A 25314-nucleotide genomic window follows, 5' to 3' on the forward strand; every position below is an offset into this window, starting at 1 on the left:
GCCCCAGCCCTTCTCTTACAACTTAGCTCAGGGCGAACGCCGTGGCGCCCACGCCGACAATGACGAAGCTGGCGATGACCGCTGCGACCAGCGACCAGACGATCGCCCACAGGATGATGGCCGCCACGACCACGACGATGGTGTAGCCCAGCGCCTTTTCAGCCGTCGTCTTCATCAGCACCGGCAGGCCCAGATACATCAGATAGAAGCCGTAAAGGCCGATCAGCCCAGCCAGCCAGCCCAGCGTCGGGATGACGTTCAGCACGCCCGCCACCCACATCGGGGTCATGGAATAGACGGCGACCTGCATCGCCTTCACCGGGTTCTTGGTCCCGCCGAAGGTCGGCGCCAGGGCGTCGATGATCAGGCCCAGAATGTAGACGCTCAGGAGGCTCAGCACATAGCTGAGCGCGCCCGCCAGCACCGGTCCGACCAGACCGCGATGACCGAAGGCGATCTGTCCCACGATGGTCGCCACCGCCGGAATGGCCGCCAGGATGACGGCGTAGTTGGTGAACAGCCCCTTGATGCTGGCGCTCTCGGCGTCGATCACCGGCCATTCGAACTTGGGCCGTGTCAGGATGTATTTGACCCGCGAGACGAGCGAGGGATCGACGGCGGGAGGATTTTCCAGGGTCATTCGTTAGCCTTCTGGGCGATTGAGTCGGATCACGGCCTTATCATGTCAGAATGACGGCTGTGTGGATGCCGACGCAACCCCGCAGTCTCTCTATGACAATTTCGGACGTAAGCCGTTCCGACCCGCCTGCCCTCGCCCGTCTGATCTGCTAGGTCTGACGCATGGCGCGCGACTCTCTTCTCTTCGTCTGCAAATCCTGCGGGGCGGTTCATTCCAAATGGGCCGGGCAATGCTCGGCCTGCGGCGAGTGGAACGCCCTGGTTGAGGAATCCAAGGCGGCCCCGCCCGGCGCCATGAAGCCCGCCTCGACCGCGCGCGGGCGTGGGGTGCGGTTCGAGACGCTTCAGTCCGACACGCCCGAGCCGCCGCGCATCGTTACCGGCGTGACCGAGTTCGATCGCGTCTGCGGCGGCGGCGTGGTGCCGGGTTCGGCCATCCTGCTGGGCGGCGACCCCGGCGTCGGCAAGTCGACCCTGCTGCTGGAGGTCACGGCCAAGGCGGCGCGCAACGGCGCCAAGGCCGCCTATATCTCGGGCGAAGAGGCGATCGAGCAGATTCGCGCCCGCGCCAAACGCATGGGCGTGGCCGACGCCGACGTGTCGCTGGCCTCCGCCACCGCCCTGCGCGACATCCTGACGACGCTGAAGCGCGACCCGTTCGACATCGTCATCATCGATTCCATCCAGACGCTATGGAGCGACGCGCACGACGCCGGTCCCGGCTCCATCACCCAGGTGCGCGCCTGCGCCGCCGAACTGGTGCGGCTGGCCAAGAACGGCGGCCCGGCCATCGTCCTGGTCGGCCACGTCACCAAGGACGGCCAGATCGCCGGGCCGCGCGTGGTCGAACACATGGTCGACGCCGTCCTCAGCTTCGAGGGCGAGCGCGGCTATCCCTTCCGCATCCTGCGCGCGGGCAAGAACCGTTTCGGCGCCACCGACGAGATCGGCGTGTTCGAGATGGGCGACGCAGGCCTGCGCGAAGTGCCCAACCCTTCGGCCCTGTTCCTGGGCGAAGGCAAGGACCGGGCGCCCGGCGCCGCCGTCTTCGCCGGGATCGAGGGATCGCGCCCCGTTCTGGTGGAAATTCAGGCGCTTGTCGCGCCTTCCGCATACGGAACGCCAAGACGCGCGGTTGTCGGCTGGGACTCCGGCCGCCTGGCCATGCTGCTGGCGGTGCTGGAGGCGCGCTGCGGTCTGGGGTTCGGCGACAAGGACGTCTATCTGAACGTCGCGGGCGGCATGAGGATCAACGAGCCCGCTGCCGACCTGGCCGCCGCCGCCGCCCTGATCTCCTCGGCGCTGGACATGCCCCTGCCGCAGGGATGCGTCGTCTTCGGCGAGATCGGCCTGTCGGGCGAGGTCCGCGCCGTCGGCCGCGCCGAGGCCCGTCTGCGCGAGGCCAAGAAGCTGGGCTTCGAGCGCGCCCTCGCGCCGCCACAAGCCAATGGCAAGGTGAAGAAGGGCGATGTCGCCCTGACCGTCGTCACCCGCCTGACCGACGCGGTCGAGCGAATCTCCCAGAACCGCTACTAAGGCGCGTTCCCTATCCCTTGAGGCCGCAGAGCGCGTGACCGGCTACGACGTCTTCGTGATCCTGGCCCTGCTGGCCTCGGGCGCCGCCGGATGGTTCCGGGGCGGCATGCGCGAGATCACGGCCCTGTTCAGCTTCCTGCTGGCGGCGCTGCTGGCGTTGATCACCCTGCCGTGGACGGCGCCGATCGGGCGCGATCTGGTCGATCCCGACTGGGCCGGCTCTGTGCTGGCCGTGGGGCTGGTCTTCGTCATCCTCTATTTCGGCCTGCGTTTCCTCGGCTCGGCCATTTCGCAGGGCGCGCGCGGCCATGCGCTGGGCGTGCTGGACCAGATGCTGGGCCTGTTGGTGGGCCTCGTCCGCGCCCTGGGCCTGATCGGGGCGGTGCACCTGATCATCATGGGCGCCATGCAGGACAACCCGCCGCCCTGGCTGTCCGAAGCCGCCACCGCCCCGGTCAGCGAAGGCGCCGCGCGCGCCATCCAGATCGTGCTGCCCACGCTTGGAAAGGGCGCCGACGCCCTGACCCCCGTCGTCGGTTCTTCCGTTCGCGAAGGGTTTTCCGACCAATGAGGCTTGCCCCGGACGCCTGGGCGGCTTACGTGCGCGGCGCCGCCCTTTGAGTTATCCTTCCCCGGTCATCGGAGCCTGACGATGCGCCACCATATCGCCGAACCCGTCGTTCACCGTGAGCATTGGCGTGAGCCGGAAGACGATCAGCTGCGCCTGGAATGCGGCGTCTGCGGCGTCTGGGGCGCGCCCGAGAACGAGGCGTCCTCCATCGTCGCGCTGGGCCTGCACGCCCTGCAGCATCGCGGCCAGGAAGCCTGCGGCATCGCCAGCGTCCACGACGACCGCTTCTACACCGAACGGCATCAGGGCCTTGTCGGCGACGCCTTCGGCAACGCTGAACTGACGAAGCGCCTGCCGGGCCAGGCCTCCATCGGCCACACCCGCTACTCCACCGCCGGCGGCAGCTTCCTGCGCAACATCCAGCCGATGTTCGCCGATCTGGACCAGGGCGGCATCGCCATCGCCCACAACGGCAACCTGACGAATTTCAAATACCTGCACGCGCAACTTGTCTCGGAAGGCGCGATTTTCCAGTCCACCTCGGACTCCGAGGCCATCCTTCACCTGATCGCCCGCAGCCGTAAGGCCAAGATCGTCGACCGCTTCATCGACGCCCTGAGCCGGATCGAAGGCGGCTACGCCCTGGTGGCCCAGACCCGGTTCAAGATGATCGGCGCGCGCGACCCGCTGGGCATCCGCCCGCTGGTGCTGGGCAAGGTTGGCGAAGCCTGGGTGCTGGCGTCCGAAACCTGCGCCCTGGACACCATCGGCGCCACCTTCGTGCGCGACGTCGAGCACGGCGAGGTCGTAGTCATCGACGAGGAAGGCCTGACCTCGATCAAGCCCTTCGCCGCACGCGCCGCTCGCCCCTGCCTGTTCGAATACGTCTACTTCGCCCGTCCCGATTCCGTCGTGAACGGCCTGTCGGTCTATGACGTCCGCAAGGAGATGGGCCGTCGCCTGGCGCGCGAGCACACGGTCGAGGCCGACATCGTGGTGCCGGTGCCCGACTCGGGCGTCCCCGCCGCCCTCGGCTACGCCCAGGAAAGCGGCCTGCCCTATGAAATGGGCATCATCCGCAGCCACTACCTCGGCCGCACCTTCATCCAGCCCAGCCAGGGCGCCCGTCAGAAGGGCGTGCGGATGAAGCACAGCCCCAACCGCGCCGCCCTGGAAGGCAAGCGCGTCGTGCTGATCGACGATTCCATCGTGCGCGGCACCACCTCGCTGAAGCTGGTCCGCGCCGTGCGCGCGGCGGGCGCCAAGGAGGTGCACCTGCGCTCGGCCAGCCCGCAGATCCTCTTCCCCGACTTCTACGGCATCGACATGCCCGAGCGGTCGCAACTGATGGCCGCCACCCACAGCATGGAAGAGATGCGCGCGGTGCTGGAGGTCGATTCCCTCGGCTTCCTGTCCATCGACGGCCTGTACGACGCCCTGGGCGCCGGACCGCGCAACGCCGCCAGCCCGCAGTACACCGACCACTACTTCACCGGCGACTATCCGACCCGCCTGCTGGACCGTGAGATCGAGGAAGGCGGCCGCGATCCGCGCGGGAAGCAACTTTCTCTGCTGGTGACCGCTTAAGGCTGGATGATCCAGCTCGGCTACTTCACGCTCGACACTCCTGACGTCGACAAGGCCCGCGTCTTCTACGCGGGCCTGTTCGGCTGGCGCTTCGACGAAGCCTCGTCCAGCCCGACCTACGCCCATGTGGCCGGGTCCGACCCCGCCTTCGGCCTCACCAAGGGCGAGCAAAAGGCCTTCCCCAATCTCTATTTCCGCGTGGACGACATCCACGCCGCCTGCGCCCGCGTGACCGAGCTGGGCGGCCGCGCCGCCGTGCCGGCCGAGAGCCCGTCCGGCCTGTCGGTCGTGGTCAGCGACGACCAGGGCGTCAGCTTCAGCCTATGGCAGGCTGCGCCGGGCTACTGAGCCTTTCGCCCGGCGTCCGGCCGCGCTATCAGCGGCCCCATGTCCGAACACGCCTCCCTCCCCCTCGCCAACCGCGTCGCCCTGGTCGTCGGCGCCTCGCGCGGCATCGGCCGCGAATCCGCCCTGGCCCTGGCCAAGGCCGGCGCCCACGTCATCGCCGCCGCGCGCACCCAGGGCGCCCTGGAGGAGCTGGACGACGAGATCTTCGCCGCCACCGGCCAGCACGCCAGCCTGGTCCCGTTCGACCTGGTGGACGGCGGCGCCATCGACCGCCTGGGCGGCGCCCTGTTCCAACGCTACGGCAAGCTCGACATCTGGGTTCAGGCTGCGGCCACCATGGGCCCGTCGGGCCTGACCCCGGTCGCCCACGCCGAACCGCGCGAATTCGCCAAGGTCGAGAAGATCAACTTCACCGGCGTCTATCGCCTGATCCGCTCGCTGGAGCCGCTGCTGCGCGCCTCGGACGCCGGACGCGCCATCCACCTGACCAGCAGCGTCGCCAGCCAGCCGCGCGCCTTCTGGGGCATGTACGCCGCGACCAAGGCGGGCGCCGAGGCCCTGGTCAAATGCTGGGCCGACGAGATCGAGAGCACGCCCGTGCGCGCCTGCATCGTCGATCCGGGCCGGATGCGGACGCAGTTGCGCGCCCAGGCGTTTCCGGGTGAAGATCCCAGCGTTCTGCCGCATCCCTCGGAGATCGGTCCCCTGATCGTCGAACTGGCCCGCCCCGATCTCACCCCGCCGCTGACGGTCAGCTTCAAGGAATGGAAGCAAGGCCTGTCGGCGGACGCCCTGGTCTGATCTGCGCGTGATCGAGGGGCTGGATCCGGGCGCACGGTCGCTAGCGAACCCGGCGGCGAAACGCCCCTCGCTTCCACTTGTGCGCGCCGCTCCCCTGGCCGACATCGTCGCTGTGGTCGCTTCGGTCGGGCTCATCCTCACCTACGTCGGTTTCTGGAGCGCGCCGCTGACCGGCTACGGCGCAAGGTCCGCGGACTTCCTGCGCAACTTCTACTACCCGGCCTATCTGCTGGCGCTGATCCTGGTCTGCCTGCGGCCTGAGCGCGCGCTCAAAGGCCTGATACGATCGCCGCTTCTGATCGCGCTCCTGCTGCTGACGGCGGCGACCTACTTCTGGTCGATCATGCCGGAGCTGACCGCACGGCGCATACCCGCCCTGGCCTTCACCACCCTGGCGGGCGTCGCGCTGGCCTCGCGGTGGAGCTGGCGCAGCCTGACGGAAATCATCGCCGGAACCCTGGCGGTCCTGGCGATCCTGTCCTTCCTTGTCGGGGCGCTGCTGCCTCAGATGGGGCGGATGGACGAAATCTTCCCCGGCGCCTGGCGCGGCCTGTGGCTGGAGAAGAACTCCATGGGCAACGTCATGGTCAAGACGACCGTCTTCCTGCTGGCGGCCGGCGTGATGGCTCCGGAGCGGCGCAAGCTGTGGTTCGGCCTCGCCGTCGTCCCCGTCTTGCTGATCCTGCTGTCGACGTCGAAGACCGCCCTGGTCGTCCTAGTCCTGTCTCTGGCGTCCATGGGCTTCGTCGCCGTGGTCAAGTCTGGACCGCTGCGTGCGGTCGTCGCCACCTGGCTGGCCGTCGTCTTCGTCATCGGCGCGGGTCTGCTGATCGCGATGGAAACCGACACCTTCTTCGCCCTGCTCGGCAAGGACGCGACCCTGACCGGGCGAACCGAAATCTGGTCAGGCATCATGCAGCAGATGGCCAAGCACCCCTGGAAAGGCTTCGGCTACGGCGCCGTATGGGACGATCCCAGCTTCACCGGGCCCAAGGCCTGGATCGGCTATCAGGCGCACTTCATGCCCGCCGATGCGCACAGCGGCTGGCTGGAGCTGTACATCGCCCTGGGCCTGGGCGGCGTCATCCTGTTCGCCCTGTTCCTGACCCAGATCTGGGCGCAGTCCCTGTGGGCGGCCTACACCAGCCCCGGCGGCTGGCTGGCCCTGCCGCTCATCGCGTCTTTCACCGTGACGATGCTGACCGAGAGCATCGCCATGAACTGGCATGAACTGCGTTGGGTGATCGTGGTGGCGCTGGCGCTGAAGCTGGCGTTGGGGGACGAACCGACAGCCCCATCCCGGCCGCGTCTCAAGAGAAGCGCGACCGGGCAGGTCTGATGTGAATCAGCGCTTGGCGCCGCCCTTCTGGCCCGTACGGACGCGGCCCGAGCGGGACACCTGACGTGCGCCGCCGCGCGCGCCCTTGCCGACGAAGGCGTTGGAGCCCGCCTTCTTGGAGGCGCTGGCCTTCAGCCCGCCCAGGGGCTTCACCTTGGGCTTGATGCCGGCCTTGGCCTTCTGCTCCAGCGCCTTGCCGGGCAGGTTGGACAGCTTCTCGGCCTTCTCGGCCTTGATCACCCGGCGCGGCGCGGTCTTGGCGTCGCCCTTGAAGCGTTCCGGCCCCGACTTGGCCCCGCCATCCGCATAGGGGTTGGCCGAGCCTGACTTGACGTTCAGGCGGATCGGCGTGCCCGGCAGGTCGAAGCTCTCGCGCAGCGAGTTGACCAGATAGCGCTTGTAGTGCTCCGGCATGGCCTCAGCCCGGCTGGCCATCAGCACGAACGTCGGAGGACGCGCCTTGGTCTGGGCCATGTATTTCGGCTTGATGCGCTTGCCGTCCACGGCGGGCGGCGGGTGTCTCTGGGTCGCCAGGGACAGCCAGTCGTTCAGATCCTTGGTCTTCACCTTGACCGACCAGGTGTCATAGGCCTGAAGCACGGCGGGCATCAGACGCTCGACGCCGCGCCCGTTGAACGACGACAGGGCCACAAAGGGCGAGCCGCGCAGCTGCGGCAGCTTGTCGTCGGCCAGGCGCTTCAGTTCGGCCAGACGCGCCTGAGGCTCTTCCTCCAGATCCCATTTGGACGCGACATAGACCAGCGCCCGCCCTTCCCGCTCGACCAGATCGGCCAGCTGCAGGTCTTGGGTGTCGAAGGCGTCGTCCTTGTCCATCACCATGATCACCACCTCGGCGAAGGTGATGGCGCGGATGGTGTCGGCGACCGACAGCTTTTCCAGCTTTTCCTGGACGCGCGCCTTGCGGCGCATCCCGGCGGTGTCGACCAGACGGATATTCTTGTCTTCGTAGACCCAGTCCACCGAGATGGAGTCGCGGGTGATGCCGGCTTCCGGGCCGGTCAACAGGCGGTCGTCGCCGATCAGGCGGTTGATCAGGGTGGACTTGCCCGCATTCGGGCGACCAATGACCGCGATGCGGATCGGTTTTTCCGGCTCGTCGATCTCTTCGATGAAGATGTCTTCCGACGCAGCCAGAAGGGCCTGATACAGGTCGGCCATGCCCTCGCCGTGCTCGGCCGAGATCGGCACCGGCTCGCCGAAGCCCAGGCCGTGCGCCTCGCCCACGCCGCCGCCGCTCTCGCGGCTCTCGGACTTGTTGGCCAGCAGGACGATGGGCTTGTGCACCTTGCGCAGGCGATCGGCGAAGATGCGGTCCAGCGACGTCACGCCTTCGCGCGCGTCCATCATGAACATGATCAGGTCCGCGTCCTCGATCGCCGCCTCGGTCTGCTCGCGCATCCGGGCTTCCAGGCTTTCGTCGGTGACGTCCTCATACCCTGCGGTGTCGATCAGGGTCAGATCCATGTCGCCGATCACGCCGTCGGCGTAGCGGCGGTCACGGGTCACGCCGGGGCGATCATCGACCAGCGCAAGGCGCTTGCCGACGAGGCGATTGAACAGTGTCGACTTGCCCACATTGGGGCGGCCGACGATGGCGACCTTCAGAGCCATGTCGGCCTTCTAGCTTAAATCGGTGAAAAGGTCAGCGGATGCTGACCAGTTGGCCCTTGTCGGTCAGGACATAGAGGGCGCCGTTATAGGCGGCCGGGGCGATATAGGCGGCCGAACCCAGCTTCAGGCTGCCGGTCTGCGCGCCGGTCTTCGGATCGAAGGCCACGGCCTCGCCGTCCGAATTGACCAGGACCAGACGGTTGGACGCCAGGATCGGCCCCGACCAGACCGGACGCACGGTGCGCTTGCCGAAGCCCAGGAAGCCGCCTTCCTTGCGGACGCGACCCTCGTTCAGATCGCGCGACCAATAGACCTGGCCCGTCTCGCGGTTGACCACCGTCAGTTCGCCAGACTGAGACACCACATAGACCACGTCGCCGACTGGCAGGGGCGCGTTCACGCCCGCAACGGGCAGAGACCATTTCGGCTGGCCGCTGCGAAGGTCCATCGCCTGCATCACGCCAGACTGGCTGATGGCGTAAACTTGACCGCGGCTGACGACCGGACGACCGGCGATGTCGCGCAGTTCCGACAAAGCGCTGGTGCGGCTGGTGCGCGACAGCACCTGCTCCCACACCGGTTGACCGTTCGAGGCGCGCAGAGCCACGATCTGACCCGACGAGAAGGGCGCCAGCACCGTGTCGCCGCTGACCGCCGGGCTGGAGGCGCGCATGATACGAGCCGGCTCGGTGATGCCGCGATAGGACCAGTCCTGCTGGCCAGTGTTGACGTTGAAGGCGATCAACTGGTTGTCCACGTCGACGACATAGACGCGTTGCCCCGCCACCGTCGGCGCGCCGTGGATCGGCAGGTCGACGGTCGAGCGCCACAGCTCGGCGCCCGTATTGGCGTCAAAGGCCGTCATGACGCGATAACCGGACGCGACGAAGACCTTGCCGCCGCCGACAGTGACGCCGCCGCCGAAACCGCCGCCGCCCGAACCGCCGCCGAGACCGATGCCCAGGATGCGACGACCGCGATCCGCTTCCTCGACCTTGACGCTGGCCTTCCAGACCACCTGGCCGGTGCCGGCATCGACAGCGGTCACGCCCGCCTCGCCGTCCAGCACGAAGATCTTTCCGCCGTCCGCGACGACCGGCGACATCACCTGATTGGTGCCGCCGGAACCGGCGCCGATGTCACGCCGCCAGGCGACCGTGAACTCCGGCGCGGCGATGACGTGTTCGACAGCGTTCTCGGCGTTGCCGCCGGGCTGGCTCCAGGCGGTGACCGCTTGCGGTCCCGGCAGGAAGAAATCACGGCCCGACAGAGCCGCCGACGGCGCCAGCTGCTGTTCGAACTCGAGGATGGATATCCGCTCGCCTTCGCTGGCGGTCGCCGCCGGCTCCTTGTCGCCGCCTAGGCCGAACGGCAGGGCGTTGCGCACGGTGCCGCAGGAGGCGACGGTCATCGCCAAACCGCAAAGCAGAGCGACTTTCAGGGTTTTGTTCATGCGAGTCGTTCCGAAGGCGTCAAAGCGCGGCCGGCGCAGCGGCGGGGGCGGCGGGAGCTTCGGCCGTTGCGGCCGGCGCAGCGGCGGCCTGGGCAGCGGCCGGAGACGGGGTCGGCAGAGCGGCGGCGGCCTTGACGATGGCGGCCAGGTTGGCGGCCGTACCGTTGTCGATAGCCTGCACGCCGGCCTGGGCGCGTTGGCGCACCGGATCAGGCACGTCCTGGCCCAGTTGCAGTTGAACGAAAGTCTGGCGCGCCTCGGCGGTCTTGCCGTGTTGCAGTTGAGCCATGGCCAGGGCTTCCTGGGCGAAAGCCTGCAGCGGACGCTTGTCGCCGGTCAGCGGCTCCAGACGCTTCTGCACGTCTTCCAGCGACGCCGTGTCCATGACCAGGAAGGCGGCCTTCAGCGCCGCCATGTCTGAAAGAATCGGATCGCGCGTCGCCTTGGAGGCTTCGTCGAACAGGGCGACCGCTTCGGTCGTCTTCTTGTCGGCTAAGGCCAGACCCCCCTGTTGCATCAGCGCCAAAACCTTATATCCGCCGCCGGCCTTCACGGCTTCGGCGAAGGCGGCGTCAGCTTCCGCCGTCTTTCCGCCCTGCAGGGCTTCGACGCCCTTTTCATAGGCGGCCGAGGCCTTGTCGGCCTGGGACGTCACATAGGACTGCCAGCCCCACCAGGCCAGGGCGGCGACCAGGGCCACCGCCAGAACGCCGCCCAGAATGGGCAGCCAGGTACGGGCCATACGCTTATAGCGTTCGGAGCGAAGCTCCTCCTCGACCTGTTCGAAGACATCAACCACGAAGCGTCGCCCCAAAAATGCAGCCAAGGCCGATCATTAAAAACGCCGCGACCCTAGAGGTTCGGCGTCACGGCCGCAACGCAGGCGTTGGGCGCGAAACGGCTTTTTCCAGCCCTAAGCCGGGACTGGGGCGGGAAAACGGCGCTTAGATCTGTTGCGACAGCTTCACCACGCCCGCCGCCAGCAGGGCGACCAGCACCCCGGCCGTGGCCCAGAACATCTGCATGCCGCCCATGGAGCCCATGGCGCTGAGGGCCGCATCGCCCAGTCCGCTCCGCTCCAGCAGGGACTGAACCGCCAGTCCGCCCTGCATCCCGGCCTGGGAGCCGGCCGAATCAAGCCCGCCCCCGCCCGCCTGGGCGGTGAAGCCGTCCGGCCCCAGATGAAAGTTGACGCCCAGCAGTTCACGCACCGCGATCAGCCCGCCGATCAGCCCCGCCGCCGACAGGGCGATGGAACGCACGCGCGAGGCCTTGTGCAGCCTCGCGGCCACGTCCGCTTCAAAGAAGACCGAATCGGGAAAGTGCGGCGCCTGCGCGAACAGGCGCTCAATCGTGGGATCGAATTCGTCAGCCGACATGGGATGCGCTCCCGATTGCAACCGGCCCCGGCTGGAGCCGGGCCCGAAGTTTATCCAGACCACGCTTGACATGAGATTTCACCGTTCCAAGCGGCAAATTCATGGCCGCGGCGATTTCCGGGTGCGACAGCCCGGCGCCATGACACAGGGAGACGCACAGGCGTTCGACCTCGCTGAGCCCCTTCAAGGCCTCGTCCAGGTCCACGCGACCGATGCTGTCGACGGCGGGCGCGACGTTTTCCGTTTCGCTTTCCGCCACATAGCGCGCCTCCTTCGAGATGCGCTTCAGATACATGCGGGCGGCGATACGCTTGATCCAGGCGGCGAAGGTGCCCTCGCCCCGGAACTCGGCGCACTTCTCGAACGCCAGAAGAAAGGCGTCCTGGGCCACGTCGTCGGCCAGGGCCGGCTGGGCGCCCATGCGGCGCAGCAGGCCCCGCACCGCCGAGCCGTGCCGACGGACCAACTCGCCGAACTCTCGGCGGCCGCCGCCGGCCGCAAGCCCGGCCAGTTCGACGTCGTGCAGATCACGTAAGGCTTGGGCCATAACGGCTTCCCTGCTCCGCCTCGCCTTAGTCCTTGTTCTTGTTGAAGAAGCTAAGGACGATGAAGGCTAGGCCGATCATGCCTGGGATCGCGGCGCCGCCGGCTATGGGATAGAAGGCGTCCATCTCGGCGAAGCTGACCGCATAGCCGAACAGGGCGATGCCGATCGCCACTGCCAGCAGGACTACGCCTGTCCGCAGATCGCGCGCAGCCGTCGCCTGCTCCTTCGTATTCTCCTTGCTGATGGCTTCAATCACTTCCGGCGGAAGGGGCTGCCCTTTCTCGATGGAGGCCCTCAGCGTGGCCTGCATCTCGCGGCGCTCACGACTCTTGAGCCATGACGGCACGACGACGATGGCCGCGATCATTGCAAAGAACGCCAGCGGAATGAAAACTTCATCCATGAGTTTGACCCCTGTTCGGCCGAGCCTGATGCGGCGGCCTTCTGATCACAAGAGGCGGCGATGATCGCCTATGGATGCAGTTGCGCGCATGAACTCTTCGTAATGCGTCACCACAGCGTGACTCGACATGCCCGAAGCGGCGTTCAACGGTGCCGCCGACCCCTTCGGAGACGCGCATGAACATCACCTATCGCATCGTCCAGCATGACGGCGGCTGGGCCTACAAGCTCGGCGACAGCTTTTCCGAGACCTTCCCCAACCACGCGGCGGCGCTGGCGGCGGCCACGGCCGCAGCGCGCGAGCAACGCGTGCCGGACCGCACCTCCTGGATCGAGTATGAAGACGCCTCGGGCCAGTGGGTCACCGAACGCGCCGACGGCCACGACCGCCCGACCACCGCCGTCGAGGACTGACCCTCAGCCCTTCAGGGCGGCGGCGTAGATCTCGGGCTTGAAGCCCAGCAGCGTCCGCCCGTCGCCCAGGTCCAGCACCGGCCGCTTGATCATAGACGGCTGGGCCAGCATCAGGTCCACCGCCTTGGCCGCGTCGATATCGGCCTTGTCGGCGTCGGGCAGCTTGCGGAAGGTCGTGCCCGCCCGGTTCAGCACCTTCTCCCAGCCATGATCGGCGACCCAACGCTCCACCTCGGCGCGATCCGCGCCTGCGGCCTTGTAGTCATGAAAGTCATAGGCGACGCCGTTCTCATCCAGCCAGACGCGCGCCTTCTTCATCGTGTCGCAGGCCTTGATGCCATACAGGGCGCGGGTCATGAGCGAACTCCAAGCGTGACAGACAGCCGGGATCTGGCATCGAAGTGCGGAGGGGTCAATTTTCTCGTCGCATGAAGAAATCTTCACTCGACGAACCAACCTTCACTTGAAAGAGTCGCGTTATCAAACGGAGGCGAACATGAAGCGTGCAGCAGCCTTAACGACTCTGGTGCTCATATCGGCCTGCTCCGAGCCCCGTCATGAAGTCAGTGCAAAGGTGACGACGCCTGTTGAGACGGGCAAGATCGCAGGCGTCCAACAATCTGTTGAAGCCCGCGTCGAAGTCCCCGCAGAGGCGGCAGAGGCCGTTGAAGCCCATATTCGAGCGCAGGAACCTGAAGCTCAGAAAACCAAGAGCCCCTAAAGAACTTCCAGCACCGCCTCGACCGGCCGCCCGATCGCCGCGCCCTTGGGCGTCTCGACGATCGGGCGTTCAACCAGGACCGGACTCTCGATCATCGCGGCCAGGACCGTCGCGTCATCCGCGTCGGCGACCAGAAGTTCGGCGGCCTTGGCCTCCTTCTTGCGCAGCAGTCCCTTCAGCCCGCCGCCCGTCTCGCGCGCCAGGCGGTTCAGGGTCTCGGCGTCCCAGCCGGTCTTCAGATACTCGACCACCGTCGGTTCGACCCCGCGTTCGCACAGCAGCTCCAGCGCCTTGCGCGACGTCGAGCATTTCGGGTTGTGGTAAAGGGTGACGGTCATGGTCAGGCTCCTGTCTGCGCCCTCACCTAGGCCTTGAGGCCGTCTTGCGCCAGCTTCCCCGCCCCGCGCAGGCCGCCGATGTGCAGCAGCAGGCACAGCACCATGCCGGCTCCCGCCACGCCGACGCTCCAGCCCGGCAGCCCCGGCGCGGCCGGCGACGCCCCGACCATCAGGCTGACCGACATCGCGCTCAGTTCATAAAGCGCCCAGGCTAGGCCGAAGACCGGCAGGATGCGGTTGGGACGGCGCCACTGCACCAGGCCCAGCACGGCGGCCACGCCCGAGAAGACCACGGCGAAGCCTGTCGTCGCCCCGCGGAACTCCGCCTGTTCGGGCGCGCTCAGGAACCAGACCAGTCCGGCCTGCATCAGGCCCACAGCCGCCCAGATCCAGAAGGCCCAGGCGCTGCCGCGCGCCAGCGCCGTCGCCGTCTCGGTCGAATCGACCGGGGCGAAGGGTTGGGGCGGTGCGATCCGATGGTTCATGCGCGACTCCCTGACTGAGGCGGCGAAACTATCCTGCTCAAGGCCGAAATCCCAAGTGCGTGAGAGAGATATCGCCCCGCCTTCACCTTTGACCTCCGCCCGTCTAGGGTCGCCGCCATGCGGATCGAACCTCAAGATCAGGCCGTGCTCGATCACGTCGCGGCCCAAGGCGACGCCATTGTTCAGCGCGCCGTCAACTGGTCCAACATCAACTCAGGCAGCCGCCACGCCGAAGGCCTGGCGCGGGTTCTCGATGTTCTGGACGCCATGGCGCGCGCCGCCTTCACCCAGGCGACGATCGTGCGCGTGCCGACCCAAGGCTCCACCACCGTCGCCGACAGCGGCGCGGTGATCGCCGAGAGCTACGCCGACTGCCTGAAGATCGTCGCCCGGCCCGAAGCCCCGCTTCAGGTCGTGCTGACCGGCCACTACGACACCGTCTTCCCCGCCGACAGCGCCTTCCAGACCGTCGTCACGCGCGACGACGGCGCCCTGAACGGCCCCGGCATCGCCGACATGAAGGGCGGGATCAGCGTCATGCTGGCCGCGCTGGAAGCCTTCGAGACCCATCCGGACAAGGCCCGCGTCGGCTGGACCGTGCTGCTGTCTCCCGACGAAGAGATCGGTTCGCCCGCCTCGGCGCCCCTGCTGGCGGAACTGGGCGCGCGCGGCCACGTCGGCCTGACCTATGAACCCGCCCTGTCCGATGGGACGCTCGCGGGCGAGCGCAAGGGCAGCGGCAACTTCCACCTGATCGTCACCGGCAAGGCCGCCCACGCGGGCCGCGCCTTCCATGAGGGGGCCAACGCCGTCGCGGGCGCCGCCATCATCGCCGCCCGCCTGCACGGCCTGAACGGCCAGCGCGAGGGCGTCACCGTCAACGTGGCCAAGATCGCGGGCGGCGGTCCCCTGAACGTCGTGGCCGACAACGCCGTGGTCCGCTTCAACGTCCGCGTGCCGGACACGCAAAGCGCCGCATGGATCGACCAGACAGTGCGCGCCATCGCCGCCGAGCCGCCCTTCCCCGGCCTGACGCTGGACCTGCACGGCGGCATGACCCGCGCGCCCAAGCCGATGGACGCCAGCCAGACCGCCCTGTTCCACGCCGTGCGCGACGCCGGCGACCTGCTGGGCCAGACCATCGCCTGGAAGCCTTCGGGCGGCGTCTGCGAGGGCAACAACCTGCACGCCGCGGGCCTGCCCAACGTCGACACCCTGGGCGTGGTCGGCGGCGAGATTCACTCGGACCAGGAGTTCGCCTGGCCCGCCAGCTTCGTCGAACGGGCGCAGTTGTCCGCCCTGATCCTGTGCAAGATCGCCTCGGGCGAGATCGACGCCCTCAAACTGAAACAGCTCCGACTGGAGACCATGTGAGCATAACGCCCTCATCGTCACCCTCGGGCTTGTCCCGAGGGCCCATCGTCGAACGGACTGGCCCATCACTGCTGATCCGCTCAAGAAACTTCACGCCGACCCTCGCGTCCGGCCCAACGATAGGCTCTCGGGACAAGCCCGAGAGTGACGGAGGAATTTAGTGCTCGTTGTTCGCCCCGCCGGCCCCGCCGACCTTCATCACCTGCTCGAACTGGCCATCCTGTCCGGCCCCGGCTTCACCAGCCTGCCCGAGGACGCCGACGTCCTCAGCGAGCGCCTGGAACTGAGCCAGGCCAGCTTCGAAGGCCGCATCCCGCCGCAGGAAGCTTGGTACACCCTGATGCTGGAAGACGGCGACACGGGCGACATCGACGGCGTCGGCTCGGTCAAGGCGACGGTAGGGCTGAAGCGCCCCTTCTTCAGCTTCCGCGTGGTCAACAACACGGTCCAGTCGCCTTCGCTGGGCATCAAGCTGAACCATCAGACCCTGGTGCTAGTGAACGAGTGCACCGGCTGGACCGAGGTCGGCTCGCTGTTCCTCAAGGCCGATCGTCGCAAAGGCGGCGCCGGGCGCCTGCTCAGCCAGTCGCGCTACATGCTGATCGGGGCCCAGCCGGACCTGTTCGCCGACAACGTCCTGGCCGAACTGCGCGGCGTCTTCACGCCCGATGGCTACTGTCCCTTCTGGGACCATGTGGCGCACAAATTCTTCCCGATGGACTTCGACGACGCCGACCGCATGAGCGGCTCGACCGACAAGCAGTTCATCCTCGACCTGGCCCCTCGCCACCCCATCTACATCGACCTGCTGCCCGAACCGGCCCGCGCCGTGATCGGCAAGGTCCACCCCCAGGGCGTGCCCGCCATGGCCCTGCTGGAATCCGAGGGCTTCCGCCCCAACGGCCTAGTCGACATCTTCGACGCCGGTCCGACCGTGGCCTGCGGCCGTGACAACATCCGCACCGTCCGCGACGCCCGCGTCCTGACCGCCCGCATCATGAAGGAGGTGGAGGTCGAACTGCCCAGCCTCGTCTCGACCGACAGCGTCAGCGCCTTCCGCGCCGTCCGCGCCCGCGTCCTGGTGGACGGCGACAGCGTTCACATGACGCCCGACGTCGCCGCCGCCCTGAAGATCAAGGACGGCGCCACGGTGCGGGTGAAGTCCTAATGATCCCTGCGCTCAAGCAGCCGCAGGCGATAGCGCACAAAAACACCCTTCTCCCCTTGTGGGAGAAGGTGGCCTGCGAAGCAGGTCGGATGAGGGGTGTCGTCGCGACGTCCGCCTCTTATCTTAACCCCAGCGCCGCCCTGTCAGACGTCGCCGCAACCCCTCATCCGGTCGCTGCCGCGACCACCTTCTCCCACAAGGGGAGAAGGGGAGAACTCAAATGACCCGTTTCACCTCCACCAACCCCGCCACCGGCGAAACCGTCTGGGAAGGCGAAGCCGCCACGACCGAACAGGTCGGCGCCGCCGTCGAGGCCGCCCGCGCCGCCTTCCCCGGCTGGGCCGACCGCCCGCGTCAGGACCGCATCGACGCGGTGAAACGCTATCAGGCCGTGCTCAAAGAGCGCGCCCCCGAAATGGCCGAGGCCATCAGCCGCGAAACCGGCAAGGCCCTGTGGGAGACCAAGACCGAACTGGCCTCGATGGCGGGCAAGGTCGACATCTCGATCCGCGCCTATGACGAGCGCACCGGCGAGCGCAGCAGCGAGACCGCCTTCGGCCGCGCGACCCTGCGTCACCGTCCGCACGGCGTCTCGGCGGTGCTCGGCCCGTTCAACTTCCCCGGTCACCTGCCCAACGGCCACATCGTCCCGGCCCTGCTGGCGGGCGACACGGTCGTGTTCAAGCCGTCCGAGGAAACGCCCCTGACCGGCCAGCTGATGGCCGAATGCCTGGAAGCCGCCGACCTGCCCAAGGGCGTGTTCAACATGGTGCAAGGGGGACGCGACACCGGCGCGGCCCTGCTGGATCAGCCCATCGACGCCCTGATGTTCACCGGCTCGGGTGCGGCCGGGGCGCACTTCCGTCGCAAGTTCGCCGATGACCCGCACGTCATCCTGGCGCTGGAGCTGGGCGGCAACAACCCCCTGGTCGTCTGGGACGCCGCCGACGCCGAGGCCGTCGCGGGCATCGTGGTCCAGTCCGCCTTCGTCACCACGGGTCAGCGCTGCTCGTGCGCGCGCCGCCTGATCGTGCCGGAAGGCGCCCAGGGCGACGCCATCGTCGAGGCCGTGGCCGCCATGTCGGACCGTCTGAACTTCGCCCCCTGGGACAGCGATCCCGAGCCCTACGCCGGGCCGCTGATCTCGGAGAAGGCCGCCGGCAATGCGCTGGCCGCCCTGCAACAGCGCATTGACGCAGGCGCCAGGGTGATCCGCGCCTCCGGCCCCGTCGACAATCTGCCGGGCGCCTTCGTCAAGCCTGCGATCATCGACATCACCGGCGTCGGGGTCGAGGACGAAGAGATGTTCGCCCCCTTCCTGCAGGTGCTGCGCGTCCCGACCTTCGACGCCGCCATCGCCGCCGCCAACGCCACCAAATACGGCCTGTCGGCCGGCCTGGTCAGCGACGATGCGAAGAACTGGGACCGCTTCATCAACCGCATCCGCGCGGGCGTGGTGAACTTCAACCGCCCGACCACGGGCGCGGCGGGCGACATGCCCTTCGGCGGCCTGGGCGCCAGCGGCAACCACCGCCCCAGCGCCTACTACGCCGCCGACTACTGCGCCTATCCGGTCGCCAGCTTCGAGGCCGGTTCGGTCAAGAACATCGAAAGCGAGATCAAGGGCTTGCGAGGATGATCGAAACGGGTCCGTTCAACAAGAAAGAACGGATCAAGCCGGGCGCCCATGCGCGCGCCCGGCGCCTTCGCAAACTCCCGACCTGGACTGAAACGAAGCTGTGGGAGCGGCTACGCCAACTCGACATCCGCATTCGGCGTCAAGCGCCGATCGGGCCTTATGTCGTAGACTTCGCCTGCCTGCGCGCTCGCCTGGTGATCGAAGTCGATGGCGGCGTCCACAATCGCACCGACGTCGCCCTGCGCGATCTGGCGCGCGATGAATGGCTGGCTGGCGAGGGCTACCGCGTCCTTCGCATCAACAGCCGCCGCATCCCCGACGACCTGAACGCCGTCATCGCGGAGATCACCTGCGCCATCCGCCTCAAAGCCCCCCTTCCCCTCGAGGGGGAAGGGGTCGGGGGATGGGGTGAAGCCGCACCGCAAGACGACGTGACGCAGGAGACCCCGCCCCGCCTCCTGCGCCTCTCCAGCAACCCGCCCGCCATCACCCCCACCCAACCCTCCCCCCTCAAGGGGGAGGGCTCATGAGCTTGATTATGAGCGCCATTGAAGCCAACGCCGACGGCCTGATCGGGCCGACCCACTCCTACGCCGGGCTGTCGCCGGGCAATCTGGCGTCCAGCCTGAACAAGGGCGAGGCGTCGAACCCGCGCGCGGCCGTGCTGCAGGGCCTCGACAAGATGAAGACCCTGGCCGACCTGGGCCTGCCCCAGTTCGTCCTGCCTCCGCATGAGCGGCCGAATATCCCCTTCCTGCGCGACCTCGGCTTCTCGGGCTCCGACGCCCAGGTGCTGGAGCGCGCATGGAAGGACGCGCCCTCCTTCGCCGCCGCCGCCTGTTCGGCCTCGCCCATGTGGGCCGCCAACGCCGCCACGGTGACGCCCAGCGCCGACGCACGTGACGGCCGCGTCCACTTCACCCCCGCCAATCTGATCACCAACCTGCACCGCAGCCTGGAGCACGATCAGACCAAGCGCGCGCTGGACGCTCTCTTCCCCGACACGGCCAGGTTCGCCGTCCACGACGCCCTGCCCTCGGTCGCCCACCTGGCGGACGAGGGGGCGGCCAACCACGTCCGCCTGTGCCGCGATCACGGCGAGACGGGCGTCAATCTGATGGTCTGGGGCCGCGAGGCCTGGGAGCATTGGGATGGTCCCTACCCCGCCCGCCAGACGCGCGAGGCGTCCGAGGCGATCATGCGCCGCCACGAAGCGTCCGGCGCCGTCCTGGCGCGTCAGGGCAAGGCCGCCATCACGGGTGGCGCCTTCCACAACGACGTGGTCTGCGTCGGCGCCCTGGACACCCTCTTCTTCCATGAGCTGGCGTTTGAAGACACGGACGGGACCAAGGCCGCCATCCGCGCCGCCGCCGACGGTTTCGAGCCGCAGTTCGTCGAGGTTTCGGCCGCCGACCTGCCGCTGGCCGACGCCATCAGCTCCTATCTGTTCAACTCTATGCTGATCCGGGTTCCGGGCCAGGACCGCTTGACCCTGATCTGCCCGACCGAGACGCGCGACAACCCGCGCAGCCATGCGGTCGCGCAAGGGCTCGCCGCCTCCAACGGCCCGATCGGCCATGTCGAATACGTCGACGTGCGTCAGTCGATGCGCAACGGCGGCGGCCCGGCCTGTCTCCGTCTCAGGGTCGTCCTGACCGAGGCCGAGCTGGCGGCGACTAATCCGGCCATGCGCCTGACCGACGCGCTTCACGCCCGTCTGTCGGACTGGGGCCGCCGCTGGTATCGCGACAGCCTGACGGCGCACGACCTGGCCGACCCCGCCCTGCTGGACGAGACGCGCGGCGCGCTTGACGCGCTGACGCAGATCCTGAACCTCGGCGGCGGCTTCAATCCGTTCCAGCGCGGCTGACCGTCAGACAGGACCATCGGCCGCAGCCCGCGTCACGCTGCGGTCAAGCCGCCGTCATCGGACCGTAATACGCCGCTCGTAAGCACGGCGCATGATCGCTTCACGCCGCGCCTTCATGGCCTCCGCCGCCGCCCTCGCCCTGTCGGGCTACGCCAAACGCGCCCAGGCCATGGCCGCCGAGCCGGGCGGCTTCGTCGACGGGCCCTCGCGCAACGAGGTGTTCGGCTACGGCCCGATGAAGGCCGATCCCTACGGCCTGCTGGACCTGCCCGAGGGCTTCTCCTACCGCGTGGTGTCCCAGGCGGGCGAGACCATGGCCGACGGCCTGCTGACCCCCGACAAGTTCGACGGCATGGGCTGCTTCGGGCTGGACGAGGATCGGGTGATCCTGGTCCGCAACCATGAGGTCAATCCGCTGGAGTTCAACGCCAGCGCCTGGGGCGCCAATCACCGACTGGTCGGCGACCTCGACCGCGCCCGCGTCTATGGCGTCTATCCTGACAAGGACGGCGCGGTCGCTCCGCTGGGCGGCGGCACGACCACCGTCGTCTACAACCTCAGGACCGGCCGCACCGAACGCCAGCACCTCAGCCTGGGCGGCACGGCGGTCAACTGCGCCGGCGGCGTCACCCCCTGGGGCTCGTGGCTGAGCTGCGAGGAGATCGTCGCCGGGACCAAGGACGGCCTGCCCCAGGACCACGGCTGGGTGTTCGAGGTGCCGTCGCGCGCCACCGGCCTGGTCGACCCCACGCCGATCCGCGCCATGGGCCGCTTCAAGCACGAGGCCGCCTGCATCGATCCGCGCACCGGCGTCGCCTACATGACCGAGGACACGGCCGAGAGCCTCTTCTACCGCTACCTGCCGACTGACCCGCTCCGCCTGCAGGCCGGCGGCCGCCTTCAGGCCCTGGCCTTGGTCGATCAGGCGCGCGGCGACACCCGCAACTGGAACGATGTCTTGTGGCGCCAGGGCCAGCGCCTGGCCGTGCGCTGGGTCGATCTGGATCACGTCGAAAGCCCCGACGGCGACCTGTCCCTGCGCGGCCACGCCTCGGGCGCGGCCCTGTTCGCGCGCGGCGAAGGCGTCCATTGGGCGGGCGACCACCTCTATTTCACCTGCACCTCGGGCGGCGTCGGCCGCCACGGCCAGATCATGCGCTACGTCCCCAGCCCGCGCGAGGGCCAGTCGGACGAGGCGAGCCAGCCCGGCATGCTGGAGTTGTTCGTCGAGGCGGGCGACCGCGCCGTGCTGGACTATGTCGACAACATCGCCATCGCCCCGAACGGCCACGTCATCGGCTGCGAGGACAAGCAGGTCGGCACCCAGCATGTGAAGGGCGTCACCCCCGACGGCCGCGTCTACGCCATCGCCCGCAACGCCATGCGCCACGACGCCGATGAGTCGAACACCGAATTCGCCGGCGTCTGCTGGGCGCCGGACGGCCAGACCATGTTCGTGAACCTGTATTCCCCCGGCATGACCCTGGCCGTCACTGGCCCGTGGGATCGGTTCAGGGTCTGACCGTCACCCTCGGGCTTGTCCCGAGGGCCCAACGGGGCCTCACCCGCTACGGTTAGCTGTTAGGCGCGGCGATTAGACTCCGTGCTCGGGAGCGTGAGCTAAGCCTGGGCCCTCGGGACAAGCCCGAGGGTGACGGAAAGAAGGGAACGTCAGCGCATCCTCACCGTCCAAACGCAGGAAACTCCCGACGTCGGCGCGCGCAGACCTGCGCTTTCACACCTTCGCCCAGACGCATGTCATCATCCCTCTCCCGCGAGAACGCAGAGGAGAGATTCAGAAGATTCAGACGAATTGGACTCTGTTTTTTCTCCCTCCCCTTCATGGGGAGGGTGGCTGAGCCGTCAGGCGAGGCCGGGTGGGGGCGTCGAAGCAAGCTGATCGCCGCTCTTGGATCACCTCAGCCTCCCCACCCGGTCGCTGCGCGACCACCCTCCCCATAAAGGGGAGGGAGACGATGCGCCGCCTATGCCGCGAAGCGTCCACCCTTGGCCGCATAGGCTTGGGTGCCGCGCGTGAAGACATCATCCGTCGGCAGGACAGCCTCGATCGGCAAAGCCTCGGCGCCCTTCAGCCGCTCATAGACGGGGCCGAAGTCCTGCAACGTCACCGTCTTCAGCGCCTCGATGCTGTCGATGACGAAATAGACCTGCTGGAAGTCGTCGATGCGGTACAGCGTCTTCATCACCCGCTCCAGGTCGAAGCCCAGGCGGTTCGGCGAAGGGTCTTCCAGGCTGAAGACGCTCTCGGTCGCCGACGACACGATGCCCGCGCCATAGATGCGAAGCTCGCCCGCTTCCTGCATCAGGCCGAACTCGACCGTGTACCAGTACAGGCGCGCCAGATTCGGCAGCATCCCCAGCGACGCCGCCCGCTGCCCGCCCTTGCCGTAGGCCTCCATATAGGCGGCGAAGTCGGGGTCGGTCAGCATCGGCACATGGCCGAACACGTCGTGGAAGATGTCCGGCTCCTGCAGGTAGTCCAACTGATCCGGCTTGCGGATGAACTGGCCCGAGACGAAGCGGCGGTTGGCCAGGTGGTCGAAGAAGACCTCGTCCGGCACCAGCCCCGGCACGCAGACCACGGTCCAGCCGGTCAGGGCCTGAAGCTTGGGGTTGATGATCTCGAAGTCGGGAATGCCGCCCGCGTTCAGGTCCAGCGCATCCAGCCCGCGCAGGAAGGCCTCGCTGGCGCGACCGGGCAGGATCTTCATCTGCCGCTCGTACAGGGTGTTCCAGGTCTGATGCTCGACCTCGGTATAGGCCGACCAGTTCTGGGGGATGGTCCAGTCGGCGGCGGCGCCTTCCGGCGGCTGCTCGAAAACGTGCTCGAAGTCGGACATGGAACGCTCCTCACGGCTCTGATGGCCTTTCAGGGCAGATTAGCGCGCTCTTTCATCGTCGTCACGCATGACTGTTGCAACGCTGACGCGAGGTCGCTCATTCGTCACCACCGACAATGACGACTGGCGCGTCAGGGAGTCGCGGTCTAACTTATGCGGGACGGGCGCCGCTTCGGACCGCCCACATGAAAGCTCGGCCCATGCCGGAGACCCCTGGCGCGCCCGGACGGCGCGACTCGCGGTCCCTGCCTCGATCTTCCCGCAACGGCGGGAGCGTCGATCTAGATGCGCCTCTCTATGGCGCGCTCGACCTGGGGACCAACAATTGCCGCCTGCTGATCGCGCGTCCGGCGCGTGACGGCTTTCGCGTGGTGGATTCCTTCAGCCGCATCGTGCGTCTGGGCGAAAGCCTGTCGCGCACGGGCCGTCTGGACGACCGTGCGATGGACCGGGCCTATGACGCCCTGGCCCTGTGCGCCGAACGACTGGCCCGCAAGGGCGTGGATCCACAGCGCCTGACCGCCGTCGCCACCCAGGCCTGCCGCATGGCCGAGAACGGCCCCGCCTTCATCGAGCGGGTGCGTCGCGGCACGGGCCTGCGGTTGCGGATCATCGACCCGTCCGAGGAAGCGGCCCTGTCGGTTTCCGGCTGTCTCAACCTGTTCGACCCGCGCGCCGAGGCCGTGCTGGTGATCGATGTGGGCGGCGGTTCGACCGAACTGTCCTGGCTGACCAAGGGCGCGTCCGGTTTCGACACCGTAGCCTGGATGTCGGCGCCGCTGGGCGTCGTCACCCTGGCCGAACGCCACCCGGAACCCGAGGGCAGCCCGCCGGCATGGTACGAAGCCATGGTCGCCGACTTCGGCGCCGCTATCGCCGCCGGGGCGCCGGACGCCCCGGCCCTGGCCGAACTGTTCCGCACCAGCCGCGGCCACATGGTCGGCACCTCGGGCGCCATCACCAGCCTGGCGGGCATCCACCTGGGCTTGCGGCGCTATCAGCGCGATCTGGTCGACGGGCTGTGGATGACGCGGGTCGATTGCGAGCGCGCGGCCGACCGCCTGATCGCCCTGGGTCCAGCAGGTCGGGCGGCGGAAAGCTGCATCGGGCCGGATCGGGCCGACCTGGTCCTGGCCGGCGCAGCCATTCTCGAGGCCGTCCAGCGCGCCTGGCCGTGCGAACGCGTCCGCGTCGCCGACCGGGGCCTGCGCGAAGGTCTTCTGCTGCAGAGAATGCGCGAGGACCGCCAGCAGAAACCCCGCCGGAAACGCCGCCGCCGCCGCAACGGCGGGGCCGCAGTTACGGCCTAGGCGCCTGGCGCGTCCACCTCGACCGGCAAGGCGATATCGCAAGCCGAGAAGTCCGCGCCACGCGCCGCCCGCACGCCGTCCGCCAGGGTGCGGAAAGCAGCCGAGGTCGTGTTCAGGACGCGCACCGTTGGCCGTTCGGCGACCGGCAGATCGCCCGCCACGCGCACGCGCGTCATGCGGTCAGGCTCGCTGACAATGCCGTCCGGATTGGGGCTGAACTTCAGGGCGCGCACGACGTCCAGTCCTGACACCACGGAACCCCAGACGGTGTAGCGTTTTTCCAGCGCCGGGTAGGGATGGCGCATCAGGAAGAACTGACTGTTGGCGCTGTCCGGAGCGTCATCCCGCGCCATGCCTGCGACACCGGGGCAGTAAAGACCCCAGGCGTGAACCTTGCGATCCGCGATGGTCGCCATGACGGCGTCAGGCTGAGTCTGGACCGGCAGGGAGTGCAGGAAGCCGACCTGGGCGCCCGCCGGCGCGGCGACAGCGGTGAAGGGCGTCTGCGCGTCGCGGCGGAAGGTGAACTCGGCCTTCAGGTCGGGATGCCAGCTCTGACCCTCGCCCGTGCCCAGCGGGTCGCCGGTCTGAGCCATAAAGCCGTCAATGACACGATGCCACGGCACGCCGTCATAGAAACCCGCCTTGGCCAGCATGCGGATGCGCGCGACATGTCCCGGAGCAACCTCCGGCGCCATCTCGACCAGGATACGACCCTTGCTGGTATCGATCACCAGAAGGTTGTCCGCTGGAACAACACGCCAGTCGGCAGCCGCGACCGCCGGGGCGACCGGAGCCGATTCCTGCGCCATGACGGGCCATGCCGCCAGCGCCGACGCCACGATCAAGGCGGCCTGCGTCGCCAGAAGTCCTTGCCTCATTCCTCCGCCCTCCCCGGCG

General features: G+C 68.0%; 27 protein-coding genes. 15 read left to right on the forward strand and 12 right to left on the reverse strand.

Annotation, left to right across the window (positions count from 1 at the left end; genetic code table 11):
• Nucleotides 1-22: 22 nt before the first annotated feature.
• The gene (locus AC3A3G_RS02120; protein WP_200166797.1) at nucleotides 23-640 is read right to left on the reverse strand and encodes a Yip1 family protein; all 618 of its coding nucleotides are present in this window, start codon (nucleotides 638-640) and stop codon (nucleotides 23-25) included.
• Nucleotides 641-801: 161 nt separating this feature from the next.
• Here AC3A3G_RS02120 and radA point away from each other — a divergent pair, with 161 nt between their 5' ends.
• The 6 genes from radA to AC3A3G_RS02150 all read left to right on the forward strand — a co-directional run bounded on the left by radA (nucleotide 802) and on the right by AC3A3G_RS02150 (nucleotide 6821).
• On the forward strand, nucleotides 802-2175 hold the full coding sequence (gene radA, locus AC3A3G_RS02125; RefSeq protein ID WP_487487430.1) for a DNA repair protein RadA: 1374 nt from the start codon (nucleotides 802-804) through the stop codon (nucleotides 2173-2175).
• A gap of 34 nt (nucleotides 2176-2209) precedes the next feature.
• The gene (locus tag AC3A3G_RS02130) at nucleotides 2210-2746 is read left to right on the forward strand and encodes a CvpA family protein (protein WP_487487431.1); all 537 of its coding nucleotides are present in this window, start codon (nucleotides 2210-2212) and stop codon (nucleotides 2744-2746) included.
• A gap of 81 nt (nucleotides 2747-2827) precedes the next feature.
• Nucleotides 2828-4333 carry an amidophosphoribosyltransferase gene (gene purF / locus AC3A3G_RS02135; RefSeq protein ID WP_487487432.1) on the forward strand — a complete coding sequence of 502 codons (1506 nt, stop codon included), beginning with the start codon at nucleotides 2828-2830 and terminating at the stop codon, nucleotides 4331-4333.
• Between the two features lie 6 nt (nucleotides 4334-4339).
• A complete protein-coding gene (locus AC3A3G_RS02140) occupies nucleotides 4340-4681 on the forward strand; it encodes a VOC family protein (RefSeq protein ID WP_200166793.1) in 342 nt (113 codons plus the stop codon).
• 39 nt (nucleotides 4682-4720) lie between these two features.
• A complete protein-coding gene (locus tag AC3A3G_RS02145) occupies nucleotides 4721-5482 on the forward strand; it encodes an SDR family NAD(P)-dependent oxidoreductase (RefSeq protein WP_200166791.1) in 762 nt (253 codons plus the stop codon).
• Nucleotides 5483-5489: 7 nt separating this feature from the next.
• Nucleotides 5490-6821: an O-antigen ligase family protein gene (locus tag AC3A3G_RS02150; RefSeq protein ID WP_487487433.1), complete on the forward strand. Its 1332-nt coding sequence runs from the start codon at nucleotides 5490-5492 to the stop codon at nucleotides 6819-6821.
• A gap of 6 nt (nucleotides 6822-6827) precedes the next feature.
• On the opposite strand, the gene der is transcribed toward AC3A3G_RS02150, so the two are convergent.
• The 6 genes from der to AC3A3G_RS02180 all read right to left on the reverse strand — a co-directional run bounded on the left by der (nucleotide 6828) and on the right by AC3A3G_RS02180 (nucleotide 12235).
• Nucleotides 6828-8453: a ribosome biogenesis GTPase Der gene (gene der / locus AC3A3G_RS02155; protein WP_125899754.1), complete on the reverse strand. Its 1626-nt coding sequence runs from the start codon at nucleotides 8451-8453 to the stop codon at nucleotides 6828-6830.
• 31 nt (nucleotides 8454-8484) lie between these two features.
• Nucleotides 8485-9906 (reverse strand): PQQ-like beta-propeller repeat protein, encoded by a 1422-nt coding sequence (locus AC3A3G_RS02160; protein WP_125899753.1) that lies wholly within the window; start codon nucleotides 9904-9906, stop codon nucleotides 8485-8487.
• A gap of 19 nt (nucleotides 9907-9925) precedes the next feature.
• The gene (locus AC3A3G_RS02165; protein WP_234287743.1) at nucleotides 9926-10732 is read right to left on the reverse strand and encodes a tetratricopeptide repeat protein; all 807 of its coding nucleotides are present in this window, start codon (nucleotides 10730-10732) and stop codon (nucleotides 9926-9928) included.
• Between the two features lie 118 nt (nucleotides 10733-10850).
• Nucleotides 10851-11285, reverse strand: a complete 435-nt coding sequence (locus tag AC3A3G_RS02170; protein ID WP_200215854.1) for a hypothetical protein — start codon at nucleotides 11283-11285, stop codon at nucleotides 10851-10853.
• Nucleotides 11275-11832 carry an RNA polymerase sigma factor gene (locus tag AC3A3G_RS02175; protein ID WP_128720270.1) on the reverse strand — a complete coding sequence of 186 codons (558 nt, stop codon included), beginning with the start codon at nucleotides 11830-11832 and terminating at the stop codon, nucleotides 11275-11277. The genes AC3A3G_RS02170 and AC3A3G_RS02175 overlap by 11 nt, the downstream gene beginning before the upstream one ends.
• A 25-nt stretch (nucleotides 11833-11857) precedes the next feature.
• Nucleotides 11858-12235, reverse strand: coding sequence for a DUF6249 domain-containing protein (locus tag AC3A3G_RS02180; RefSeq protein ID WP_200166788.1), 378 nt, complete (start codon nucleotides 12233-12235; stop codon nucleotides 11858-11860).
• 176 nt (nucleotides 12236-12411) lie between these two features.
• On the opposite strand from AC3A3G_RS02180, the gene AC3A3G_RS02185 reads away from it, so the two are divergent.
• On the forward strand, nucleotides 12412-12648 hold the full coding sequence (locus AC3A3G_RS02185) for a DUF2188 domain-containing protein (RefSeq protein WP_200166786.1): 237 nt from the start codon (nucleotides 12412-12414) through the stop codon (nucleotides 12646-12648).
• Nucleotides 12649-12651: 3 nt separating this feature from the next.
• On the opposite strand, the gene AC3A3G_RS02190 is transcribed toward AC3A3G_RS02185, so the two are convergent.
• Nucleotides 12652-13005, reverse strand: coding sequence for an ArsC family reductase (locus AC3A3G_RS02190; protein WP_200215853.1), 354 nt, complete (start codon nucleotides 13003-13005; stop codon nucleotides 12652-12654).
• A 139-nt stretch (nucleotides 13006-13144) separates the two neighbouring features.
• On the opposite strand from AC3A3G_RS02190, the gene AC3A3G_RS02195 reads away from it, so the two are divergent.
• The gene (locus AC3A3G_RS02195; protein ID WP_200166782.1) at nucleotides 13145-13369 is read left to right on the forward strand and encodes a hypothetical protein; all 225 of its coding nucleotides are present in this window, start codon (nucleotides 13145-13147) and stop codon (nucleotides 13367-13369) included.
• On the opposite strand, the gene arsC is transcribed toward AC3A3G_RS02195, so the two are convergent.
• The gene (gene arsC, locus AC3A3G_RS02200; protein WP_200166780.1) at nucleotides 13366-13707 is read right to left on the reverse strand and encodes an arsenate reductase (glutaredoxin); all 342 of its coding nucleotides are present in this window, start codon (nucleotides 13705-13707) and stop codon (nucleotides 13366-13368) included. The genes AC3A3G_RS02195 and arsC overlap by 4 nt on opposite strands.
• A gap of 26 nt (nucleotides 13708-13733) precedes the next feature.
• Complete coding sequence (locus AC3A3G_RS02205; RefSeq protein ID WP_200166778.1) at nucleotides 13734-14192, reverse strand: hypothetical protein; 459 nt, start codon at nucleotides 14190-14192, stop codon at nucleotides 13734-13736.
• A gap of 117 nt (nucleotides 14193-14309) precedes the next feature.
• Between AC3A3G_RS02205 and AC3A3G_RS02210 the strand changes: the two genes are divergently transcribed.
• The 6 genes from AC3A3G_RS02210 to AC3A3G_RS02235 all read left to right on the forward strand — a co-directional run bounded on the left by AC3A3G_RS02210 (nucleotide 14310) and on the right by AC3A3G_RS02235 (nucleotide 21765).
• Entirely contained in the window at nucleotides 14310-15566 is a 1257-nt protein-coding gene (locus tag AC3A3G_RS02210) for a hydrolase (protein WP_200166776.1), read from the forward strand.
• Nucleotides 15567-15726: 160 nt separating this feature from the next.
• Entirely contained in the window at nucleotides 15727-16734 is a 1008-nt protein-coding gene (locus tag AC3A3G_RS02215; protein WP_487487434.1) for an arginine N-succinyltransferase, read from the forward strand.
• 220 nt (nucleotides 16735-16954) lie between these two features.
• Entirely contained in the window at nucleotides 16955-18373 is a 1419-nt protein-coding gene (gene astD, locus AC3A3G_RS02220) for a succinylglutamate-semialdehyde dehydrogenase (protein ID WP_487487435.1), read from the forward strand.
• Nucleotides 18370-18903: an endonuclease domain-containing protein gene (locus tag AC3A3G_RS02225; RefSeq protein WP_487487436.1), complete on the forward strand. Its 534-nt coding sequence runs from the start codon at nucleotides 18370-18372 to the stop codon at nucleotides 18901-18903. Before astD ends, AC3A3G_RS02225 begins: the two co-directional genes overlap by 4 nt.
• Nucleotides 18904-18908: 5 nt before the next feature.
• Nucleotides 18909-20243: an N-succinylarginine dihydrolase gene (astB, locus tag AC3A3G_RS02230; protein WP_487487491.1), complete on the forward strand. Its 1335-nt coding sequence runs from the start codon at nucleotides 18909-18911 to the stop codon at nucleotides 20241-20243.
• Nucleotides 20244-20334: 91 nt separating this feature from the next.
• Complete coding sequence (locus AC3A3G_RS02235; RefSeq protein ID WP_200216593.1) at nucleotides 20335-21765, forward strand: alkaline phosphatase PhoX; 1431 nt, start codon at nucleotides 20335-20337, stop codon at nucleotides 21763-21765.
• A 463-nt stretch (nucleotides 21766-22228) separates the two neighbouring features.
• Here the strand turns inward: AC3A3G_RS02235 and phhA are convergent, their stop codons facing one another.
• Nucleotides 22229-23104 (reverse strand): phenylalanine 4-monooxygenase, encoded by an 876-nt coding sequence (gene phhA / locus AC3A3G_RS02240; RefSeq protein ID WP_200168804.1) that lies wholly within the window; start codon nucleotides 23102-23104, stop codon nucleotides 22229-22231.
• A gap of 200 nt (nucleotides 23105-23304) precedes the next feature.
• Between phhA and AC3A3G_RS02245 the strand changes: the two genes are divergently transcribed.
• Nucleotides 23305-24414, forward strand: a complete 1110-nt coding sequence (locus AC3A3G_RS02245; protein ID WP_200216591.1) for a Ppx/GppA phosphatase family protein — start codon at nucleotides 23305-23307, stop codon at nucleotides 24412-24414.
• Here the strand turns inward: AC3A3G_RS02245 and AC3A3G_RS02250 are convergent.
• Nucleotides 24411-25295 (reverse strand): peptidylprolyl isomerase, encoded by an 885-nt coding sequence (locus AC3A3G_RS02250; protein WP_487487437.1) that lies wholly within the window; start codon nucleotides 25293-25295, stop codon nucleotides 24411-24413. The two genes, AC3A3G_RS02245 and AC3A3G_RS02250, sit on opposite strands and share 4 nt — an antisense overlap.
• Nucleotides 25296-25314: the final 19 nt, after the last annotated feature.

It is taken from the genome of Brevundimonas sp. Soil_N_31 (genome assembly GCF_057655995.1).

Excerpts from the sequence above, each read along its gene's own strand:
- AC3A3G_RS02120 (WP_200166797.1), bottom strand. The coding sequence starts at position 640 with ATGACCCTGGAAAATCCTCCCGCCGTCGATCCCTCGCTCGTCTCGCGG.
- radA (WP_487487430.1), top strand. The coding sequence starts at position 802 with ATGGCGCGCGACTCTCTTCTCTTCGTCTGCAAATCCTGCGGGGCGGTT.
- purF (WP_487487432.1), top strand. The coding sequence starts at position 2,828 with ATGCGCCACCATATCGCCGAACCCGTCGTTCACCGTGAGCATTGGCGT.
- AC3A3G_RS02140 (WP_200166793.1), top strand. The coding sequence starts at position 4,340 with ATGATCCAGCTCGGCTACTTCACGCTCGACACTCCTGACGTCGACAAG.
- AC3A3G_RS02145 (WP_200166791.1), top strand. The coding sequence starts at position 4,721 with ATGTCCGAACACGCCTCCCTCCCCCTCGCCAACCGCGTCGCCCTGGTC.
- der (WP_125899754.1), bottom strand. The coding sequence starts at position 8,453 with ATGGCTCTGAAGGTCGCCATCGTCGGCCGCCCCAATGTGGGCAAGTCG.
- AC3A3G_RS02160 (WP_125899753.1), bottom strand. The coding sequence starts at position 9,906 with ATGAACAAAACCCTGAAAGTCGCTCTGCTTTGCGGTTTGGCGATGACC.
- AC3A3G_RS02170 (WP_200215854.1), bottom strand. The coding sequence starts at position 11,285 with ATGTCGGCTGACGAATTCGATCCCACGATTGAGCGCCTGTTCGCGCAG.
- AC3A3G_RS02175 (WP_128720270.1), bottom strand. The coding sequence starts at position 11,832 with ATGGCCCAAGCCTTACGTGATCTGCACGACGTCGAACTGGCCGGGCTT.
- AC3A3G_RS02180 (WP_200166788.1), bottom strand. The coding sequence starts at position 12,235 with ATGGATGAAGTTTTCATTCCGCTGGCGTTCTTTGCAATGATCGCGGCC.
- AC3A3G_RS02185 (WP_200166786.1), top strand. The coding sequence starts at position 12,412 with ATGAACATCACCTATCGCATCGTCCAGCATGACGGCGGCTGGGCCTAC.
- AC3A3G_RS02190 (WP_200215853.1), bottom strand. The coding sequence starts at position 13,005 with ATGACCCGCGCCCTGTATGGCATCAAGGCCTGCGACACGATGAAGAAG.
- AC3A3G_RS02195 (WP_200166782.1), top strand. The coding sequence starts at position 13,145 with ATGAAGCGTGCAGCAGCCTTAACGACTCTGGTGCTCATATCGGCCTGC.
- arsC (WP_200166780.1), bottom strand. The coding sequence starts at position 13,707 with ATGACCGTCACCCTTTACCACAACCCGAAATGCTCGACGTCGCGCAAG.
- AC3A3G_RS02205 (WP_200166778.1), bottom strand. The coding sequence starts at position 14,192 with ATGAACCATCGGATCGCACCGCCCCAACCCTTCGCCCCGGTCGATTCG.
- AC3A3G_RS02210 (WP_200166776.1), top strand. The coding sequence starts at position 14,310 with ATGCGGATCGAACCTCAAGATCAGGCCGTGCTCGATCACGTCGCGGCC.
- astD (WP_487487435.1), top strand. The coding sequence starts at position 16,955 with ATGACCCGTTTCACCTCCACCAACCCCGCCACCGGCGAAACCGTCTGG.
- AC3A3G_RS02225 (WP_487487436.1), top strand. The coding sequence starts at position 18,370 with ATGATCGAAACGGGTCCGTTCAACAAGAAAGAACGGATCAAGCCGGGC.
- AC3A3G_RS02235 (WP_200216593.1), top strand. The coding sequence starts at position 20,335 with ATGATCGCTTCACGCCGCGCCTTCATGGCCTCCGCCGCCGCCCTCGCC.
- phhA (WP_200168804.1), bottom strand. The coding sequence starts at position 23,104 with ATGTCCGACTTCGAGCACGTTTTCGAGCAGCCGCCGGAAGGCGCCGCC.
- AC3A3G_RS02245 (WP_200216591.1), top strand. The coding sequence starts at position 23,305 with ATGCCGGAGACCCCTGGCGCGCCCGGACGGCGCGACTCGCGGTCCCTG.
- AC3A3G_RS02250 (WP_487487437.1), bottom strand. The coding sequence starts at position 25,295 with ATGAGGCAAGGACTTCTGGCGACGCAGGCCGCCTTGATCGTGGCGTCG.